Source organism: Streptomyces sp. NPDC045998 (genome assembly GCF_056430285.1).
Genome location: NZ_JBWKLJ010000004.1, coordinates 389,049 through 405,567, shown reverse-complemented (window position 1 = coordinate 405,567; position 16,519 = coordinate 389,049). Strand labels below are relative to the sequence as shown.

The 16,519-nt window shown below is 71.3% G+C and carries 13 protein-coding genes; 7 read left to right on the top strand and 6 right to left on the bottom strand.

The genetic code is table 11. The features are described from left to right. Positions 1-52 precede the first annotated feature (52 nt). On the bottom strand, positions 53-1,879 hold the full coding sequence (locus AC07FJ_RS14940) for an acyl-CoA dehydrogenase (protein ID WP_479049080.1): 1,827 nt from the start codon (positions 1,877-1,879) through the stop codon (positions 53-55). A gap of 263 nt (positions 1,880-2,142) precedes the next feature. On the opposite strand from AC07FJ_RS14940, the gene AC07FJ_RS14935 reads away from it, so the two are divergent. From AC07FJ_RS14935 to AC07FJ_RS14925, 3 genes are all read left to right on the top strand, one after another. Next, positions 2,143-2,595, top strand: coding sequence for an SseB family protein (locus AC07FJ_RS14935; protein WP_031072101.1), 453 nt, complete (start codon positions 2,143-2,145; stop codon positions 2,593-2,595). Between the two features lie 92 nt (positions 2,596-2,687). Then, positions 2,688-3,269: an LURP-one-related family protein gene (locus AC07FJ_RS14930; protein WP_479049078.1), complete on the top strand. Its 582-nt coding sequence runs from the start codon at positions 2,688-2,690 to the stop codon at positions 3,267-3,269. A 66-nt stretch (positions 3,270-3,335) separates the two neighbouring features. Further along, the gene (locus AC07FJ_RS14925; protein ID WP_479049076.1) at positions 3,336-3,833 is read left to right on the top strand and encodes a GNAT family N-acetyltransferase; all 498 of its coding nucleotides are present in this window, start codon (positions 3,336-3,338) and stop codon (positions 3,831-3,833) included. Here the strand turns inward: AC07FJ_RS14925 and AC07FJ_RS14920 are convergent. Then, complete coding sequence (locus tag AC07FJ_RS14920) at positions 3,805-5,079, bottom strand: DUF4241 domain-containing protein (RefSeq protein ID WP_479049075.1); 1,275 nt, start codon at positions 5,077-5,079, stop codon at positions 3,805-3,807. The genes AC07FJ_RS14925 and AC07FJ_RS14920 overlap by 29 nt on opposite strands. 134 nt (positions 5,080-5,213) lie before the next feature. Between AC07FJ_RS14920 and AC07FJ_RS14915 the strand changes: the two genes are divergently transcribed. Both AC07FJ_RS14915 and AC07FJ_RS14910 read left to right on the top strand, forming a co-directional pair. Beyond that, positions 5,214-6,194, top strand: coding sequence for a pirin family protein (locus AC07FJ_RS14915; RefSeq protein ID WP_479049073.1), 981 nt, complete (start codon positions 5,214-5,216; stop codon positions 6,192-6,194). 153 nt (positions 6,195-6,347) lie between these two features. Further along, positions 6,348-7,454, top strand: coding sequence for an AI-2E family transporter (locus AC07FJ_RS14910; RefSeq protein ID WP_479049071.1), 1,107 nt, complete (start codon positions 6,348-6,350; stop codon positions 7,452-7,454). On the opposite strand, the gene AC07FJ_RS14905 is transcribed toward AC07FJ_RS14910, so the two are convergent. Next, complete coding sequence (locus AC07FJ_RS14905) at positions 7,412-9,625, bottom strand: SpoIIE family protein phosphatase (protein ID WP_479049069.1); 2,214 nt, start codon at positions 9,623-9,625, stop codon at positions 7,412-7,414. The genes AC07FJ_RS14910 and AC07FJ_RS14905 overlap by 43 nt on opposite strands. 123 nt (positions 9,626-9,748) lie before the next feature. On the opposite strand from AC07FJ_RS14905, the gene aspS reads away from it, so the two are divergent. Together aspS and AC07FJ_RS14895 are read left to right on the top strand one after the other, a co-directional pair. After that, positions 9,749-11,566: an aspartate--tRNA ligase gene (gene aspS / locus AC07FJ_RS14900; protein ID WP_479049067.1), complete on the top strand. Its 1,818-nt coding sequence runs from the start codon at positions 9,749-9,751 to the stop codon at positions 11,564-11,566. A gap of 266 nt (positions 11,567-11,832) precedes the next feature. Next, entirely contained in the window at positions 11,833-12,390 is a 558-nt protein-coding gene (locus AC07FJ_RS14895) for a Uma2 family endonuclease (protein WP_479049508.1), read from the top strand. Positions 12,391-12,409: 19 nt separating this feature from the next. On the opposite strand, the gene AC07FJ_RS14890 is transcribed toward AC07FJ_RS14895, so the two are convergent. The 3 genes from AC07FJ_RS14890 to AC07FJ_RS14880 form a co-directional block, all read right to left on the bottom strand. Further along, positions 12,410-13,183, bottom strand: a complete 774-nt coding sequence (locus AC07FJ_RS14890) for a hypothetical protein (protein WP_479049066.1) — start codon at positions 13,181-13,183, stop codon at positions 12,410-12,412. 8 nt (positions 13,184-13,191) lie between these two features. Next, the gene (gene metG / locus AC07FJ_RS14885) at positions 13,192-14,799 is read right to left on the bottom strand and encodes a methionine--tRNA ligase (RefSeq protein ID WP_479049064.1); all 1,608 of its coding nucleotides are present in this window, start codon (positions 14,797-14,799) and stop codon (positions 13,192-13,194) included. A gap of 99 nt (positions 14,800-14,898) precedes the next feature. Beyond that, on the bottom strand, positions 14,899-15,990 hold the full coding sequence (locus AC07FJ_RS14880) for a VWA domain-containing protein (RefSeq protein ID WP_479049063.1): 1,092 nt from the start codon (positions 15,988-15,990) through the stop codon (positions 14,899-14,901). Positions 15,991-16,519 lie beyond the last annotated feature (529 nt).

Here is a 16,519-nt window from a genome sequence, read left to right as displayed (position 1 = left end):
CCCGGGAACCTCGGGGAGCGGGCCGCCAGGACCAGGCCGCGTTGCTTGGGACTTAGAACGCGGACTCGTCCAGCTCCATCAGGGCGTTGTCGACGCCCTCGGCGATGGCGCGCTCGGTCGAGACGCCCGGCAGGACGTTGGCGGCGAAGAACTTCGCGGCCGCGATCTTGCCCTCGTAGAACGCCTTGTCCTTGGCGGACGCCGTCGGAAGCTTCTCGGCGGCGACGGCGGCACCGCGCAGCAGGAGGTAGCCGACGACCACGTCACCGGAGGCCATCAGGAGGCGGGTGGTGTTGAGACCGACCTTGTAGATGTTCTTGACGTCCTCGCCGGTGGCGGTGAGGTCGGTCAGCATCGTGCCGACGATCGCCTCCAGGTCGACGGCCGCCTTGGCGAGCGCGTCGCGCGCCGGGGCGAGGTCCTCGCCGCCGGTGCCGACGGCCAGGAACTTCTTGATCTCCTCGGCGAGCGCGTTCAGCGAGGCGCCCTGGTCGCGGACGATCTTCCGGAAGAAGTAGTCCTGGCCCTGGATCGCCGTCGTGCCCTCGTACAGGGTGTCGATCTTGGCATCGCGGATGTACTGCTCGATCGGGTACTCCTGCAGGTACCCGGAGCCGCCGAAGGTCTGGAGCGACTGGGCGAGCTGCTCGTACGACTTCTCGGAGCCGTAGCCCTTCACGATCGGGAGGAGCAGGTCGTTCAGGCCGATGAGCGCCTTGGCGTCCTCGCCGGCCGCCTCCTTGATCTGGATCTCGTCCTGGATCGCGGCGGTGTACATGACGAGGGCGCGCATGCCCTCCGCGTACGCCTTCTGCGTCATCAGCGAGCGGCGCACGTCGGGGTGGTGCGTGATGGTGACCTTGGGCGCGGTCTTGTCCATGAAGTTCGCCAGGTCCGGGCCCTGCACGCGCTCCTTGGCGTACTCCAGCGCGTTCAGGTAGCCGGTGGAGAGGGTGGCGATCGCCTTCGTGCCGACCATCATGCGGGCGAACTCGATGATGCGGAACATCTGGCGGATGCCGTCGTGCTTGTCGCCGATCAGCCAGCCCTTGGCGGGGTGCTGGTCGCCGAAGGTCATCTCGCACGTGTTGGACGCCTTGAGGCCCATCTTGTGCTCGACGTTCGTCGCGTACACGCCGTTGCGCTCGCCCAGCTCGCCGGTCTCCCAGTCGAAGTGGAACTTCGGCACGAGGAAGAGGGACAGGCCCTTGGTGCCCGGGCCGTGGCCCTCGGGGCGCGCCAGCACGTAGTGGAGGATGTTCTCCGACATGTCGTGCTCACCGGACGTGATGAAGCGCTTCACGCCCTCGATGTGCCAGGAGCCGTCCTCCTGCTGCACGGCCTTGGTGCGCCCGGCGCCGACGTCCGAGCCCGCGTCGGGCTCGGTCAGCACCATCGTGGAGCCCCACTGCTTCTCGACGGCGATGGAGGCGATCTTCTTCTGCGCCTCGTTGCCCTCCTCGAAGAGGATGCCGGCGAAGGCCGGGCCGGAGGAGTACATCCAGATCGCCGGGTTCGAGCCGAGGATCAGCTCCGCGTACGCCCAGATCAGCGAGCGCGGCGAGGTCGTGCCGCCGATCTCCTCGGGCAGGCCGAGGCGCCAGTACTCGGAGTCCATGAAGGCCTTGTAGGACTTCTTGAACGTCTCCGGGATCGGCGCGGTGTTCGTCTCGGGGTCGAACACCGGCGGGTTCCGGTCGGCGTCCGCGAAGGACTCGGCGAAGTCGTTCTCGGCGAGACGGCGCATCTCGTCGAGCACGCTCTTCGCGGTCTCGACGTCCATCTCCTCGAACGGACCGGTGCCGTAGACCTTGTCGCGCCCGAGGACCTCGAAGAGGTTGAACTCGATGTCGCGGAGATTCGACTTGTAGTGCCCCATGGCGACGGCTCCGTAAGGCTCGGGGAGGCGGAATCCTCGTACACGTACCAGCAAGTAGCTACGATGATGCTACCCGCCGGTAATAAGAGCAACCCCTATCGGGCGATCTGTGACGAGCGACGCGCCCCGGGACCGCCGTCAGTCACGCGGCGTCCACAGGATTCGCGCGCGATTCCGCCGGCGCCGCCGGCGGCTGTCTGAAACCGTGCCCGGGGCGGGTGGTGGGCCCACGAGGCCGCTTCGTACTCAGTACCCTGGTGGCCATGTACGGCTACGACCAGAACCAGGGCGCCCAGCAGCAGTACGCCCCGCCCCAGCAGGGGTACGCGCAGCAGCCGCCGCTGTACCCCGAGCCGTCGCCGCCCTCGCTCGCCGACGCCGTGCGGGCGTTCACCACCGGGTCGCTGTCCGCCGAGGACTTCCAGCAGATCTTCGCCACCTCGAAGGTCTACTGCCCGCGCGGTGACAACCCCGGCTTCCTCGCGCTGCACAACACCCAGCAGCCCGTCATCCCGATGTTCACCTCGCTGAAGGAACTGCGGCGGTACGCGGGCAAGGAGTCCAAGTACTTCGTGATCACCGGCGCCGAGGTGATCGACCTGCTGCCCACCGGGTACGGCTTCGTCCTCGACATGGAGGGCGACCACCGGATCGTCTTCGACGCCAAGGCCGTCGAGCAGATGGTCGACTTCGCGATGCGTCGGATGTACGGCTAGGACCCGTCGGGACCCGCCCCGGGGGCGGGCCGGGGGCGTCTCCGACCTGAGGATGAGGTACCGGCCTCACCGCGCCGCATAGCGTTCCGCGTATGCAGCAGATGAGTGAGTTCCGCATGGCCCAGAAGATCACCGCGCTCGTGAACCGCTACGTGATCACGGCCGCCGACGGCGACCAGGTCGTCGCCTTCGCCGAGCAGAAGCGGATGAAGCTCAAGGAGGAGGTCACCCTCTGGACCGGCGAGGACCGCTCCGAGGTGCTCGCCCGCTTCAAGGCCCAGAGCCTCATCGACTTCGGCGCCACGTACGACGTGACCGGCGCCGACGGCACCCCCATCGGCAGCTTCCGCAAGGACGGCAAGGCCTCGCTGCTGCGGTCCACCTGGCACCTGACCCAGGGCGAGGAGCCGCCCGTTACCGGCAGGGAGCGGAGCCAGGGGATCGCGCTGGCCCGCCGTGCCGTGCAGCTGGCGGACGCGGTCCTGCCGATTCCGGTGCCGATTCCGTTCGTGTTCCACTTCGACTTCGCCCGGGAGGACGGCAGCCCCGTCATGTCGGTCGAGCGGAAGTGGGGACTCCGCGACCGGTACGCGATACGCGTCGACGACCCGTCGCTCGACCGACGGCTCGCCCTGTGCCTGACCGTCGCCCTGGACGCCCTCCAGTCGCGCTGAGCGGACCCGCGCCGGGTGCGTAAATGCAGGTGACCGGCCGTCGGCGGGGCACTTAGGGTGCCGGGCATGACAACAGCGCTCCGCCTGGAGAAGATCACCCCCGAGAACGTCCTCGACGCGTGCAAGCTCACGGTCCGCCCGGACCAGGAGCGCTTCGTCGCCCCGGTCGCGCAGTCGCTGGCAGAGGCGTACGCCCGGCCCGACGCCGACACCGCCTGGCCCCGGCTGGTCTTCGACGGAGACCGGCTCGTGGGCTTCGTGATGGCCTTCTTCGACATCAGCTTCGCCCCCGAGTGCGAGGACCCGCGCCCGCGCTCCGGTCTGTGGCGGCTGGCCATCGCCGCCGGTGAGCAGGGCAAGGGGTACGGCCGCTTCGCGGTCGAGGCGGTCTGCGAGGAGATCCGCAGGCGCGGCGGCACGCGCGTGACGGTGACGTGGGTGCCGGGGACGGACGGACCGGAGGAGTTCTACCTGCGGCTCGGCTTCCAGCCGACCGGCGAGAAGGCGGAGGACGAGATCGTCGGCGAACTGGAGCTCACGGCCGGGGGTCCGGCAGGACCCTGAGGTCCTCCAGGTACCCCACCTGTACGTCCACGCAGGCGAGGTCCCCGGACGCCGTGTGGCCCAGCCAGACGGCGTAGGTGCCGTCACCGCCGGTCGCGAACGCCAGCAGGTCGGCGGCCGTCGCCTCGTCCGACGTACGCATGAGGAACATCGAGTCCTTGTTCCCCGAGAGGTCCTCTCCGGCGGTCTCGTCGTTCTCGAACAGGGCCCGGGCGTAGAGCCCCTTCAGCCGCTCCCAGGCGGCGCCGTCCGCGAAGCACCCCGTCGCGCTGTCGGTGTCGAAGCCGTACGCCCCGCCGTCCGGGAGCAGCCGGGGGTCGTGGTCCTCCCCGAGGGCCATCTCCCACCGCACGGGCGGCTCGTCGCTCAGGCGGAGCCGTACGGCCGGAAGGTCGGTCGCGGTGACCCGGCGGCCCGCGAACTCGCAGTCGTAGCTGTACGAGAGCCGCGCCGTCTCCAGCGTGTACGTGCCCGGCGGGACCGGGAACGCGAACTCGGGGCCGCCGGAGTTGTCGGGGGCGTCGACGGCCAGCACGCCGCTGGGTATCCGGATCTCCAGGCTCCGGTCCGGTTCCAGCACCGTCATCTCGCCGTAGTGGCTCGCGGTCAGGCGCGTACCGGGCCGGAACAGCGCGCCGCGGTCGCCGTAGCCGCCGGGGCGCGGCGGGCGCCACTCCTCCCGCGGCTCGTCGCCCGCGGCGGGCACCTCCGCGTCGCGGAACGCCACCGGGCCCAGGTCCTTCGAGAACAGCGGCCACTCCCCGAAGGCCGGCCGCGCCAGCCACCGCTCCTCCTCCGCGAGGTCCGGCGTCGTCACGAGGAGGCCGCCGCCCGGCCCGGGCCGGTGGCGCTCCAGGGACCCCCGCCCGTCGGGGAAGAGCTCCAGCGTCGTGGAGGCGCAGCGGTCGTCGAACTCCGGGGTGCCGGCGTCCGCGTACACCCAGTGCCGGGTGAGGCGGTGGAGCAGCCTGTCCCCGTCGAGCAGCCGCATGTCCAGGTGGTGCGTACGCCGGCCCTCGGCGTCGTACACCCACACGCCCGCGTAGTGGTCCCGCCAGGACACCAGCCGGACCTCCAGCGGCGCCTCGCGGCCCGGTGTCCGGAGCGCCACGGCGTACGGCAGCCCTGCGCCGTCCCGTGTGAGCGCCGCCTCCCTGCTCAGGGGCCGTACCAGCGCGCGGGCCGCCAGGTCCCGGCCCTCGCCGTACGCCACGTCGACGACGACCGTCCGCGTCTCGTTCTCCATGCGGCGGATCATCGCAGCCACCACCGACAACGGGGGACGGCGCGGGGGAATGGTGGAGCGCGGGGCCGTGTTCCCATGGCAAGAAGTTCAGTCTTCAACTAAACTGGACGCAGCCCCACCCCGAGGAGGACGCCATGCCTGCCGTGACCGTCGAGAACCCGCTCGCCCTGCCGCGCGTCACCGCACCGGCCCAGGCCCCGGCGCGACCCGTGCTGGCCGTGACCACCGCGCCCAGCGGCTTCGAAGGGGAGGGCTTCCCGGTCCGGCGCGCGTTCGCCGGGATCGACTACCGGTACCTCGACCCGTTCATCATGATGGACCAGATGGGCGAGGTGGAGTACGCGCCCGGCGAGCCCAAGGGCACCCCCTGGCACCCGCACCGCGGCTTCGAGACCGTCACGTACCTCCTCGACGGCACCTTCGTCCACCAGGACTCCAACGGGGGCGGCGGCACCATCACCAACGGCGACACCCAGTGGATGACCGCCGGCTCCGGGCTGCTGCACATCGAGGCGCCGCCGGAGGAGCTCGTCATGTCCGGCGGCCTCTTCCACGGGCTCCAGCTGTGGGTGAACCTGCCCGCCAAGGACAAGATGAAGGACCCCCGCTACCAGGACATCCGCGGCGGCCAGGTCCAGCTCCTCGCCTCGCCCGACGGCGGCGCGCTGCTGCGCGTCATCGCCGGTGAGCTCGACGGGCACCAGGGCCCCGGCATCACGCACACGCCCATCACCATGGTCCACGCCACCCTGCGCCCCGGCGCCGAGGTCACCCTGCCCTGGCGCGAGGACTTCAACGGCCTCGCGTACGTCCTCGCCGGGCGCGGCTCCGTCGGGCGCGAGCGGCGGCCCGTCCACATGGGGCAGACCGCCGTCTTCGGCGACGGCGGCTCGCTGACCGTGCGCGCCGACGAGCGGCAGGACGGCCACACCCCCGACCTGGAGGTCGTCCTCCTCGGCGGGCGGCCCATCCGGGAACCCATGGCGCACTACGGGCCGTTCGTGATGAACACCCGCGCCGAACTCCAGCAGGCCTTCGAGGACTTCCAGGCCGGGCGCCTCGGCCGCATCCCCGCCGTCCACGGCATGAAGCCCGGCGGCCTCCAGGGCAGCTGACGCGCCCCTCCTGGCCGGCTGACGCGCCGCTCCTGGCCGGCTGACGCGCCCTCCAGGGCATCTGACGCGCCGCTCCGGGGAAGCTGACGCCGCGTCACCCGGCCGGGGCCCGTCCACGGGCGGCCCCCGGCCCGGCGTGGTGCGCTGGGGGGCGTGCACACCCTGCTGCCCGAGCCCGTCCGGCGCCTCGCCGCCTGGTGCGTCGTCATCCTGCTGCTGACCGGCGTCGCGGCCGTCGGCGTCTGGCTGTGCGTCACCTTCCAGACCGCCGTGACCCCGGTCCTGCTCGCCCTCCTCGGCGCGGCGCTCCTCGGGCCGCTCCACCGGCGGCTCCTCGCCATGAAGGTGCAGCGGTCGCTGGCCGCCGGGCTGACCTGCGCCGCCGTCGTGGCCGTGGTCGGCGGCGCCACGTACGTCGTCGCCCGGGTGCTCATCGACACCGGCGACCAGATCCTCGCCTCGCTGCGGCGCGCCGCGGACGGCCTCGCCCCGCACTTCGGCGCGGCCGGCACCTCGCTCGGCGACCTCGCCGCCAACGCACGCGAGCTGCTCGGGAAATTCGGCGGTACGGCGGCCTCCGGAGTGATCAGCGGACTCAGCGTGGTCGGCGAGGTGATCGCGATGGCCGTCCTCGCCCTGCTCCTGGTCTTCTTCTTCCTCCGCGACTCCGGACGCGCGATGGCGGCGCTGCGCTCGCTCGCACCGCGCCACAGCGCCGACCACGTCGAGGCCATGGCCCGCCGCGCCTTCGGCGCCATGGAGGGGTTCATGCGGGGCACGACGTTCATCGCGCTGATCGACGCGGTGCTCATCACCATCGGCATGCTGATCCTGCGCGTGCCCGGCGCCTTCGGCCTCGGCGCGCTCGTCTTCGTCGGCGCGTACATCCCGTACCTCGGCGCCTTCATCTCCGGCGCCGTCGCCATCCTCGTCGCACTCGCCGACCGGGGCTGGGTGATCGCCCTGTGGGCGGTCGGCGTCGTCCTCGCCGTACAGCTGCTGGAGGGGCACGTGCTCCAGCCGGTGATCCAGTCCCGCACGGTCCAGATGCACCCGGCCGTCGTCATGCTGGCCATCACGGCGGGCGCGTCGGTCGCCGGCATCCTCGGCATGCTGCTGGCGGTGCCGCTGACGGCGGCGGCCTTCGGGGTGCTCGGCGAACTGCGCAGGCGGTACGCGAGCGGGCACGCCGGAGGCGCGGGTGGGCGCGCGGGTGGTTACGCGGGGGGCGCGGGCGAGGGCGGGTCCTCCGCGTCGTAGAACGCCTCGAGCACGGCCGACTCCACCGCCTCGCCAGGCCGTACCGCCTCCCCAAGCCCCGCGGGCACCGCTCCCGCCCCGGGCCCTGCCGCCTCCCCAGGCCCCGCCCCCTCCCGGATCTCGAACCAGATCGACTTGCCCTCGCCCCGCGGGTCCACGCCCCAGGCCTGCGCCAGCATCTCCATCAGCAGCAGGCCCCGGCCCGACGAGGCCATCTCGCCCGGGCGCCGCTTGTGCGGCAGCTCGTCGCTCGCGTCCGCGACCTCGACGCGCAGCAGGCGCGCCCCGCGTTCGCCCGTCGCCTCGGCGACCAGCAGCGCGTCGCCGTCCGTGTGGACGAGGACGTTCGTCAGCATCTCCGAGACCATCAGGACCGCCGCGTCCACCTGCTCGGGGTCCGCCCAGTCGTGCAGCAGCTCGCGCAGCTGCCGCCGCCCCGCCGCGATGCGCTCCGGCTCCGCCTGGGCGACGGTCAGCGCGGTGCGGCGGACCGGTACCCGCTGCGCCGCGCCCTCCGGCGTACGCGACAGCAGCAGCACCGCGATGTCGTCCTCGCGGCGGTCGGCGAACGGCCCCGTGGTGTAGTGCGAGCCGGGCCCGTGCACCGCCTGGACCAGGCTGTCGGCCAGCACCTCCAGCCCGTCGGCGGCGTCGTGCTGTTCCAGCAGCTTGCGGATCCGGACCCAGCCCGACTCCAGGTCGTGCCCGCCGGTCTCCAGCAGCCCGTCCGTGCAGATCATCAGCGTCTCGCCGGGCTCCAGCGTGAGGCGCGTCGTCGGGTAGTCGGTGTCCGGGACGATGCCGAGCGGCAGACCGCCCGCGGTGGGCCGCTGCACCACCGTCCCGTCGGCCATCCGGATCGCCGGGTCGGGGTGCCCGGCCCGCGCGATGTCCACCGTGCCTGTCGCCGGGTCGACCTCCAGGTACAGGCAGGTCGCGAAGCGCCCGCCGTGGTCCCCCTCGGCGCTGTCGGTGATCCCGTACAGGAAGCGGGAGGCGCGCGACAGCACCGCGTCCGGCCGGTGGCCCTCGGAGGCGTACGCGCGCAGGGCTATCCGGAGCTGCCCCATCAGACCGGCGGCCCGTACGTCGTGTCCCTGTACGTCGCCGATGACGAGAGCGGTACGCCCGGCCGGCAGCTGGATCATGTCGTACCAGTCGCCGCCGACCTGCAGTCCGCCACCCGTGGGCACGTACCGCGCGGCCACCTCCATGCCGGGGATCGCCGGGCCGAGCACCGGCATCATCGTGCGCTGGAGGCCCAGCGACAGCTCGCGCTCGGACTCCGCGACCCCCGCGCGCGCGAGCGCCTGCGCCAGCATCCGCGCCACGGTCGTCAGCACGGACCGCTCGTCGGGCGTGAAGGCGACCCGGTGCTTGAACGCCGCCATCCAGGCGCCCATCGTGCGCCCCGCGACGATCAGCGGCAGGAAGGCCCAGGACTCCCTGCCGAAACGTTGCGCCAGGGGCCAGGTCGCCGGGAAGCGGGCGCGGTACTCCTCCGGCGACGGCAGGTAGATCGCCCGCCCGGACCGTACGACCTCGGCCGCCGGGTAGTCCGTCTCCAGCGGCATGTCCGCGAAGGGGCCGTCGTCGCCCGCGTTGTGCCCGTGGTGGCCGATGATCGTCAGCCGGTCGCCCGCCACCCCGAAGACCGCGAGGCCGTCCGGCGAGAAGCCGGGCATCGACAGCGACGCCGCCACCCGCAGCACCTCCGCCGTGGACCGCGCCTCCGCCAGCGCCCGCCCCGCGTCCAGCAGGAACGCCTCGCGCGAGCGGCGCCAGTCGCCGGTGACGGGGGTGCGGGCGGCGGTGCCGGCCGGCGGCTCCGCGACCTCCTGGAGCGTGCCGACGAGGTGGTAGTCGGTGCCGTCGATGAAGGGCCGGGAGCGGCTGCGTACGGTACGGAGCACCCGGCCGGTCTCGTCCACGATCCGCAGGCGCGCCTCGGCGAGGGTGCCCTCGGCGACGGCGAGGTTCACGATGCCGTCGATCTCGTTCCAGTCGACGGGGTGGAAGCGGGAGCGTACGGCGGCCTCCGTCAGCTCCACCGGCTCGGCGGGCAGCCCGAGCAGCCGGGCGGCCTCCGCGTCGAGCGTGACGATCCCGGTCGCGTTGTCCCAGCGCCACAGGCCGGTCGCGATCGCGGCCAGGACGTCCTCGGTGCGCATTGACCCACTCTAAGAAGACGGGCAGACCGCCCGCCACCGGCGATCTCGGAAACCTCGCCGAGGCGCGGCCGGTACCCTTGACGCGTCGAGCCCTATCCCTATCCCGAGACTGGATGAACGACGATGCATCGGTACAGGTCCCACACCTGCGGCGAGCTCCGCGCCTCTGACGTCGGTACCGACGTCCGGCTGAGCGGCTGGCTGCACAATCGGCGCGACCTGGGCGGCATCCTCTTCATCGATCTGCGCGACCACTACGGCATCACGCAGCTGGTCGCCCGGCCCGGCACCGCCGCGTACGAGGCGCTGGACAAGCAGACGAAGGAGTCCGTCGTCCGCGTCGACGGCAAGGTCGTCTCGCGCGGCACCGAGAACGTCAACCCCGACCTGCCGACCGGCGAGATCGAGGTCGAGGTCGCCGAGGTCGAGGTGCTGGGCGCCTCCGCCCCGCTGCCGTTCACGATCAACGCGGACGACGGCGTGAACGAGGAGCGCCGCCTGGAGTACCGCTTCCTCGACCTGCGCCGCGAGCGCATGCACCGCAACATCATGCTGCGGTCCGCCGTGATCGCCGCCATCCGCTCCAAGATGGTGGCCCTCGGCTTCAACGAGATGGCGACGCCGATCCTCACCGCGACCTCCCCCGAGGGCGCCCGTGACTTCGTCGTGCCGTCCCGCCTGAACCCGGGCAAGTTCTACGCGCTGCCGCAGGCGCCGCAGCAGTTCAAGCAGCTGCTGATGATCTCCGGCTTCGACCGCTACTTCCAGATCGCGCCCTGCTTCCGCGACGAGGACGCGCGCGCGGACCGCTCGCCGGGCGAGTTCTACCAGCTCGACGTCGAGATGAGCTTCGTCGAGCAGGAGGACGTCTTCCAGCCGATCGAGAAGCTCATGACCGAGCTCTTCGAGGAGTTCGGCGGCGGCCGCCCCGTCACGTCCCCCTTCCCGCGGATCCCGTTCCGCGAGGCGATGCTGAAGTACGGCAACGACAAGCCGGACCTGCGCGCCCAGCTGGAGCTCGTCGACATCACGGACGTCTTCGCCGACTCCGAGTTCAAGGCGTTCGCGGGCAAGCACGTGCGCGCGCTGCCGGTGCCGGACGTCGCGTCGCAGACCCGCAAGTTCTTCGACGGCCTCGGCGACTTCGCGGTCGAGCACGGCGCGAAGGGCCTGGCCTGGATCCGCGTCGGCGAGGACATGTCCTTCACGGGCCCGATCGCCAAGTTCCTCACCGAGGACAACGTCAAGACGCTGACCGAGCGCCTCTCCCTGGCCCCGGGCCACGCGGTCTTCTTCGGCGCCGGCGAGTTCGACGAGGTCTCCAAGATCATGGGCGCGGTCCGCGTCGAGGCCGCGAAGCGCGCCGGCCACTTCGAGGAGAACGTCTTCCGCTTCTGCTGGATCGTCGACTTCCCGATGTACGAGAAGGACGAGGAGACCGGCAAGATCGACTTCTCCCACAACCCCTTCTCGATGCCCCAGGGCGGCATGAAGGACCTGGAGGAGAAGGACCCGCTGGACATCCTGGCCTGGCAGTACGACATCGTCTGCAACGGCGTGGAGCTCTCCTCCGGCGCGATCCGGAACCACGAGCCCGAGATCATGCTGAAGGCCTTCGAGATCGCGGGCTACGACCGCGACACCGTCGAGCAGGAGTTCGCGGGCATGCTCCGCGCCCTCCGCTTCGGCGCCCCGCCGCACGGCGGCATCGCCCCGGGCGTGGACCGCATCGTCATGCTCCTCGCGGACGAGCCGAACATCCGCGAGACGATCGCCTTCCCGCTGAACGGCAACGCCCAGGACCTGATGATGGGCGCCCCGACGGAGCTGGACGAGTCCCGCCTCCGCGAGCTCAACATCGCGCTCCGCAAGCCGGTGGCGCCGAAGTCGACGGAGTCCCGCCCGGTGACCGAGTCGGTCCACCCGGACGCGGCGCGGTAAGCGACACGAGGCACTGACGAAGGGCCCGGAACCGTACACACGGTTCCGGGCCCTTTCGTACGGAAGCCTTGAGTATCCCGCCACAGCTGGTCCATCTCTGCCGCCACCCGGCTTCCGCAGGTCCCCCGGACGCTCGTTCGGGGGACTTTCGCGTTCTCGGCGTACGCGCCGAGACCGTACCGTGGAACATGGCTCCGACCTGGTTCCCACTGTCTCGGGAAGGAGCGACTGTCGTGAGCATCGTCGCCGAGGAGCGGTCCGTGACCATGACCCAGGACGAATTCGAGGAGATCGCCCGCCACGCCATACGGACGAGCGAGGCACTGCGGCTGGAGTTCGTCGGCGGGAAGATGGGGGTCAAGGCGGTGCCGGACGGCGATCACGGGCGGATCATCGCCTGGCTTACACAGCGGTGCATCCAGGCCCGGCAGGGCTGGTGGCTCTTTCCGGACCAAGGGCTGCACATCGAGACGTACCGCAAGGGCAACGCTCGTCCTGACGGGGTGTTCGCCCACATCGATGCCTTCGTCGGGCAAGGTGAGTGGGCCAGTCCCGATGGGGTGCTGATGGTCGTCGAGGTCACGTCCGGCGACCCCGACACCGACCAGCGGGACCGTGTGGAGAAGCCGCGCGCGTACGCCGAGACCGGAATCCCCGTCTATCTGCTGATCGACCGGGACAGCTGTGAGGTCAAGGTCCACTCGCAGCCGGACGGCACCAGGTACGAGCTGGTGAACACGGTCCCCTTCGGGAAGAGCGTCACCCTTCCCGACCCGGTCGGGATCGAGCTGGACACGGAGCCGCTGAAGGACTGGGTGCACTGAACTCTACGGACTTCACGGTTCATTCATGGTGGAGGTCCGCGCCGCAGAAGACGCACACGAAGAAGCCGTCCCGCACCACGTTCAGCTGCTCGCAGCCGCCGCAGTGGCGGAAGACGAACGTGTGGGTGAAGCCGTCGGTGTGGGGGAGGCCCGCGAGGGAGAGGGCGGCGGATACGGGTGGCCAGGAGTCCGGGTCCGGGCAGTAGCCCGTGGACTGGTTGGTCAGGGACGTGACCGCCCAGCCGTCGCCGTCGTGGGCGAAGGCGATCTCGCCCGCCCCGAAGACCCATCCCCGGGCCGCGCAGGCGACGTGTTCGCTGTGGCGGGGGGCCAGGCGGAGCAGGCCGTCGGCGTCGATGACGTAGGTGAAGGGCTCGGCGAGGTCGTCGGGTGTCTGCTCCGAGGCCCAGGCGGCGAAGTCCCCCGGCGTGCGGATCGCGCGGCCCTCGGTGCCGGGGCGCACGGCGGCCCGGATCGCGGGGTCGCCGACGTACCCGTAGAGGCGTGGTCCGGTCGGCGAGATGGCGGTGGTGTGGCGCAGGCGCGGGACCGCGTCGCCGGAGAAGGTGACCTTGGCCGTATGGGCCGTGTCCAGCACCTCGACGCGGCGGCTGTAGCGCTGGATCGCCGTGACGGTCAGGCGGCCGTCCTCAAAGGTCTGGCCCACGCGTACGGGGCCCGACCAGCACCGTACGACGCACACCGGGCCTTCCACCGAGTAGATCTCCAGCTGGGGCACGGCGAGGCCGCCGGCTCCGGGTGGGAGCGCGGCGGCATCGGCGTCGGTGTGCATGGGGCGGGTCAGGCCTTCTTCGGGTCCTCCAGGCGGGGGAAGAGCACCGCGCCCTTCGTGACCGTCGCGCCGGCGGGCAGCTGCCCCCACGTGGCGGCGTCCTGGACGCGCTGGTCGGCCAGGGCGCCGAGGGCGGGCTCGGCGCCCAGGGAGTCCCACAGCTTGGCCGAGGTGTCCGGCATGACCGGGTTCAGCAGGACCGCGACCGCGCGCAGGGACTCCGCAGCGGTGTAGAGGATCGTCGCCAGGCGGGCCCGGCCCTCCTCGCTGTCGTCCTTGGCCACCTTCCACGGCTCCTGCTCCGTGATGTAGCCGTTGACCTGCTTCACGAAGTCGAAGATCGCCAGGATGCCGCCCTGGAAGTCCAGCTCCTCGCCGATCTTCCGGTCCGCCTCCGCGACCGCCGTGGCCAGGCCCGCCTGGACGGCCTCCTCCGCCGCACCGGACGCGGTCGCGGCGGGCAGCGCGCCCTCGAAGTACTTGCCGACCATCGCCGCCACGCGCGAGGCGAGGTTGCCGTAGTCGTTCGCCAGCTCGGAGGTGTAGCGGGCGGTGAAGTCCTCCCACGAGAACGACCCGTCGCTGCCGAACGCGATCGCCCGCAGGAAGTACCAGCGGTACGCGTCCACACCGAAGTGCGAGGTCAGGTCCTGCGGCTTGATGCCCGTCAGGTTCGACTTCGACATCTTCTCGCCGCCGACCATCAGCCAGCCGTTCGCCGCGACCTTGCCGGGCACCGGCAGGCCCTGCGCCATCAGCATCGCGGGCCAGATCACCGCGTGGAAGCGCAGGATGTCCTTGCCGACCAGGTGCACGTTCGCCGGGAACGTCTCGTCGAACTTCGCCGGGTTCTCGTTGTAGCCGACGGCCGTCGCGTAATTCAGCAGCGCGTCGACCCACACGTAGATGACGTGCTTCTCGTCCCACGGGATCGGAATGCCCCAGTCGAACGTCGACCGCGAGATGGAAAGGTCCTGGAGGCCCTGCTTCACGAAGTTCACGACCTCGTTGCGGGCCGACTCCGGCTGGATGAAACCGGGGTTCTTCTCGTAGAAGTCGAGCAGCTTCGGGCCGTACTCGCTCAGCTTGAAGAAGTAGTTCTCCTCCTTGAGGATCTCCACCGGCTTCTTGTGGATCGGACACAGTTTCGTGCCGTCCTCCGCCTCGATGAGATCGCCCGGGAGCTTGTACTCCTCGCAGCCCACGCAGTACGGGCCCTCGTACCCGCCCTTGTAGATCTCGCCCTTGTCGTACAGGTCCTGCACGAATTCCTGGACGCGGTCCGTGTGCCGCTTCTCGGTGGTGCGGATGAAGTCGTCGTTCGCGATCTCCAGGTGCTCCCAGAGGGGCTTCCAGGCCTCCTCGACGAGCTTGTCGCACCACTCCTGCGGAGTGACGTTGTTCGCTTCGGCCGTGCGCATGATCTTCTGACCGTGCTCGTCCGTGCCGGTGAGGTACCACACCTTCTCGCCACGCTGACGGTGCCAGCGGGTGAGCACGTCGCCTGCGACGGTCGTATAGGCGTGGCCCAGGTGAGGAGCGTCGTTGACGTAGTAAATGGGGGTCGTGACGTAGTACGCCTTCGTCCCCTGCTTCTCGGATCCAGTGGCCGCCATGGTCGAAATCCTATCCGCCGCCGCGCGCTGCCCTCACCTTCGTTTCAAGGGGGGAGACGGCCGAGTCCCGGCCGTCTCCCCTTGGACGTACGCCGTCGGTCAGACCGACCAGTCCGCGAGGAGCTCGCGGTAGAACGTCGCGTGCGGGACCTCCCGGGGCTCCGGGCCCGCGTGGAAGAAGCCCGCGTTCTCCGCCTGCAGCTTGCGCAGGTAGTCGAACGCCTTCGCGTCCTTCTCCCCGAACGCCACGAACCGCCACTGGATGCCGCCCGCGCGAGCCGCGGCGTCCGCCAGCGCCTGCGTCGCCGCCGTCTTCGACTCCGGCGCGCCGTCCGTCTGGAAGATCACCAGCGCCGGGCGGTCGGCCGCGCCGGACTTCTCGTGCAGCGAGAGCACCTCCGCGATCGCCCGGTCGTAGTTGGTCCGGCCCATGCGGCCGAGGCTGTCGTGCAGGGCCTCGATCCTGCCGTCGACGTCGTCGAGGGTCACCTCGCCGGTGCCGTCGATCTCCGTCGAGAAGAACACCACCGGGACGGTGGCGTCCTTGTCCTCGTCCAGGTGCGCGGCGAGCGCGAGCGCCTGCTCGGCGAGGTGCTGGGCGCTGCCGTCCTTGTAGTACGGGCGCATCGAGCCGGACCGGTCCAGCACCAGGTACACGCTGGCCCGCGCGCCGGTGAGGCCGCGCTTCTTGAGTACGGAGCCGGCGGCCTTGTACGCGTCCACGACCGCGCCCTGGGGCGCCCGCGCCTTGACGCGGGCGAGCGTGTGCGCGGGCTTGCCGGCGGGCGCCGTCGGCTGCTCTTCGGCGGGCTCGGTCGATGCGGCCGCAGGCGTGGGCGTGGGTGTGGGCGTGGTGTCGTCGGCGGTGTCGTCGCTGTCGGTGCGGTCCTCGCTCTCGGCGGGGGTCGGTGCCTCGGCGACGGGCTCCGGCTGCGCCTCCGGCTCCGGCTCGGGCTGGGGCTCGGGGGCCTCGGCCTTGGCCTCGGCGGCCGCGGCCTCGGGCTCGGCCTCAGGCTCGGCGGTCTCCGCAGCGGCGGCTACCTCGGGCTCCGGCTGCGCCTCGGCGGCCGGAGCGGCCTCCGGCTCCGGAGCCTCGGCGGCAGGCGCAGCGGCCGCCTCCGGGGTCTTCGCAGCGTCCGGGGCCTCCGCGGGCTTGGGTACCCCGGCCGCCTCGGGCGAGGGCTCAGGCACCTCAGGCGTCCCCGACGTGGACGACGTGGACGACGTGGACGACGCGTCCCGCGCCGGGGGGATCGTCGTGCGGCGCGGGCGAGGCGCGTCGAAGGCGGCGGCCACCAGGTCCGCTGCCGCCTGTTCCGCGGGGGACGACTCCGCGGAGGGCGAGGACGACTCCGTCGAAGAAGGCGCCGCGGGGGACGACTCCGCTGAGGACGACTCCGCCGACGAGGGCGCCGCGGAGGACGACACCGCAGGGGCCGAAGGGGCCGATTCCGCGGGGGAAGCAGGTGACTGCGACGGAACCGTCGTCGTCGGGGGCACCGCCCGTTCCGTCTGGGGCGGGACGGAGGGGGCCGTGGCCGCCGACTCGTTACGCTCCGCACGGTCGCGTCCAAACACCTTGCGCAGCAAGCTCCGAATGCCCATGGGCGAGGCCTTTCGCATGTTGGGTGCCGTGTATGTCCGTACTGCGGGAATCATCCCCGGCCAGGGCGGACACGTAAGGTTAGCCGCCCCGTGTGGCGCCGAAAGGCAAGGGGCA

What these genes read in the sequence shown, in the direction of transcription:
- AC07FJ_RS14890 (WP_479049066.1), bottom strand. Translation starts at nt 13,183, where the DNA reads ATGCACACCGACGCCGATGCCGCCGCGCTCCCACCCGGAGCCGGCGGC.
- AC07FJ_RS14930 (WP_479049078.1), top strand. Translation starts at nt 2,688, where the DNA reads ATGCAGCAGATGAGTGAGTTCCGCATGGCCCAGAAGATCACCGCGCTC.
- AC07FJ_RS14935 (WP_031072101.1), top strand. Translation starts at nt 2,143, where the DNA reads ATGTACGGCTACGACCAGAACCAGGGCGCCCAGCAGCAGTACGCCCCG.
- AC07FJ_RS14895 (WP_479049508.1), top strand. Translation starts at nt 11,833, where the DNA reads ATGACCCAGGACGAATTCGAGGAGATCGCCCGCCACGCCATACGGACG.
- AC07FJ_RS14940 (WP_479049080.1), bottom strand. Translation starts at nt 1,879, where the DNA reads ATGGGGCACTACAAGTCGAATCTCCGCGACATCGAGTTCAACCTCTTC.
- AC07FJ_RS14915 (WP_479049073.1), top strand. Translation starts at nt 5,214, where the DNA reads ATGCCTGCCGTGACCGTCGAGAACCCGCTCGCCCTGCCGCGCGTCACC.
- AC07FJ_RS14925 (WP_479049076.1), top strand. Translation starts at nt 3,336, where the DNA reads ATGACAACAGCGCTCCGCCTGGAGAAGATCACCCCCGAGAACGTCCTC.
- metG (WP_479049064.1), bottom strand. Translation starts at nt 14,799, where the DNA reads ATGGCGGCCACTGGATCCGAGAAGCAGGGGACGAAGGCGTACTACGTC.
- aspS (WP_479049067.1), top strand. Translation starts at nt 9,749, where the DNA reads ATGCATCGGTACAGGTCCCACACCTGCGGCGAGCTCCGCGCCTCTGAC.
- AC07FJ_RS14920 (WP_479049075.1), bottom strand. Translation starts at nt 5,079, where the DNA reads ATGGAGAACGAGACGCGGACGGTCGTCGTCGACGTGGCGTACGGCGAG.
- AC07FJ_RS14905 (WP_479049069.1), bottom strand. Translation starts at nt 9,625, where the DNA reads ATGCGCACCGAGGACGTCCTGGCCGCGATCGCGACCGGCCTGTGGCGC.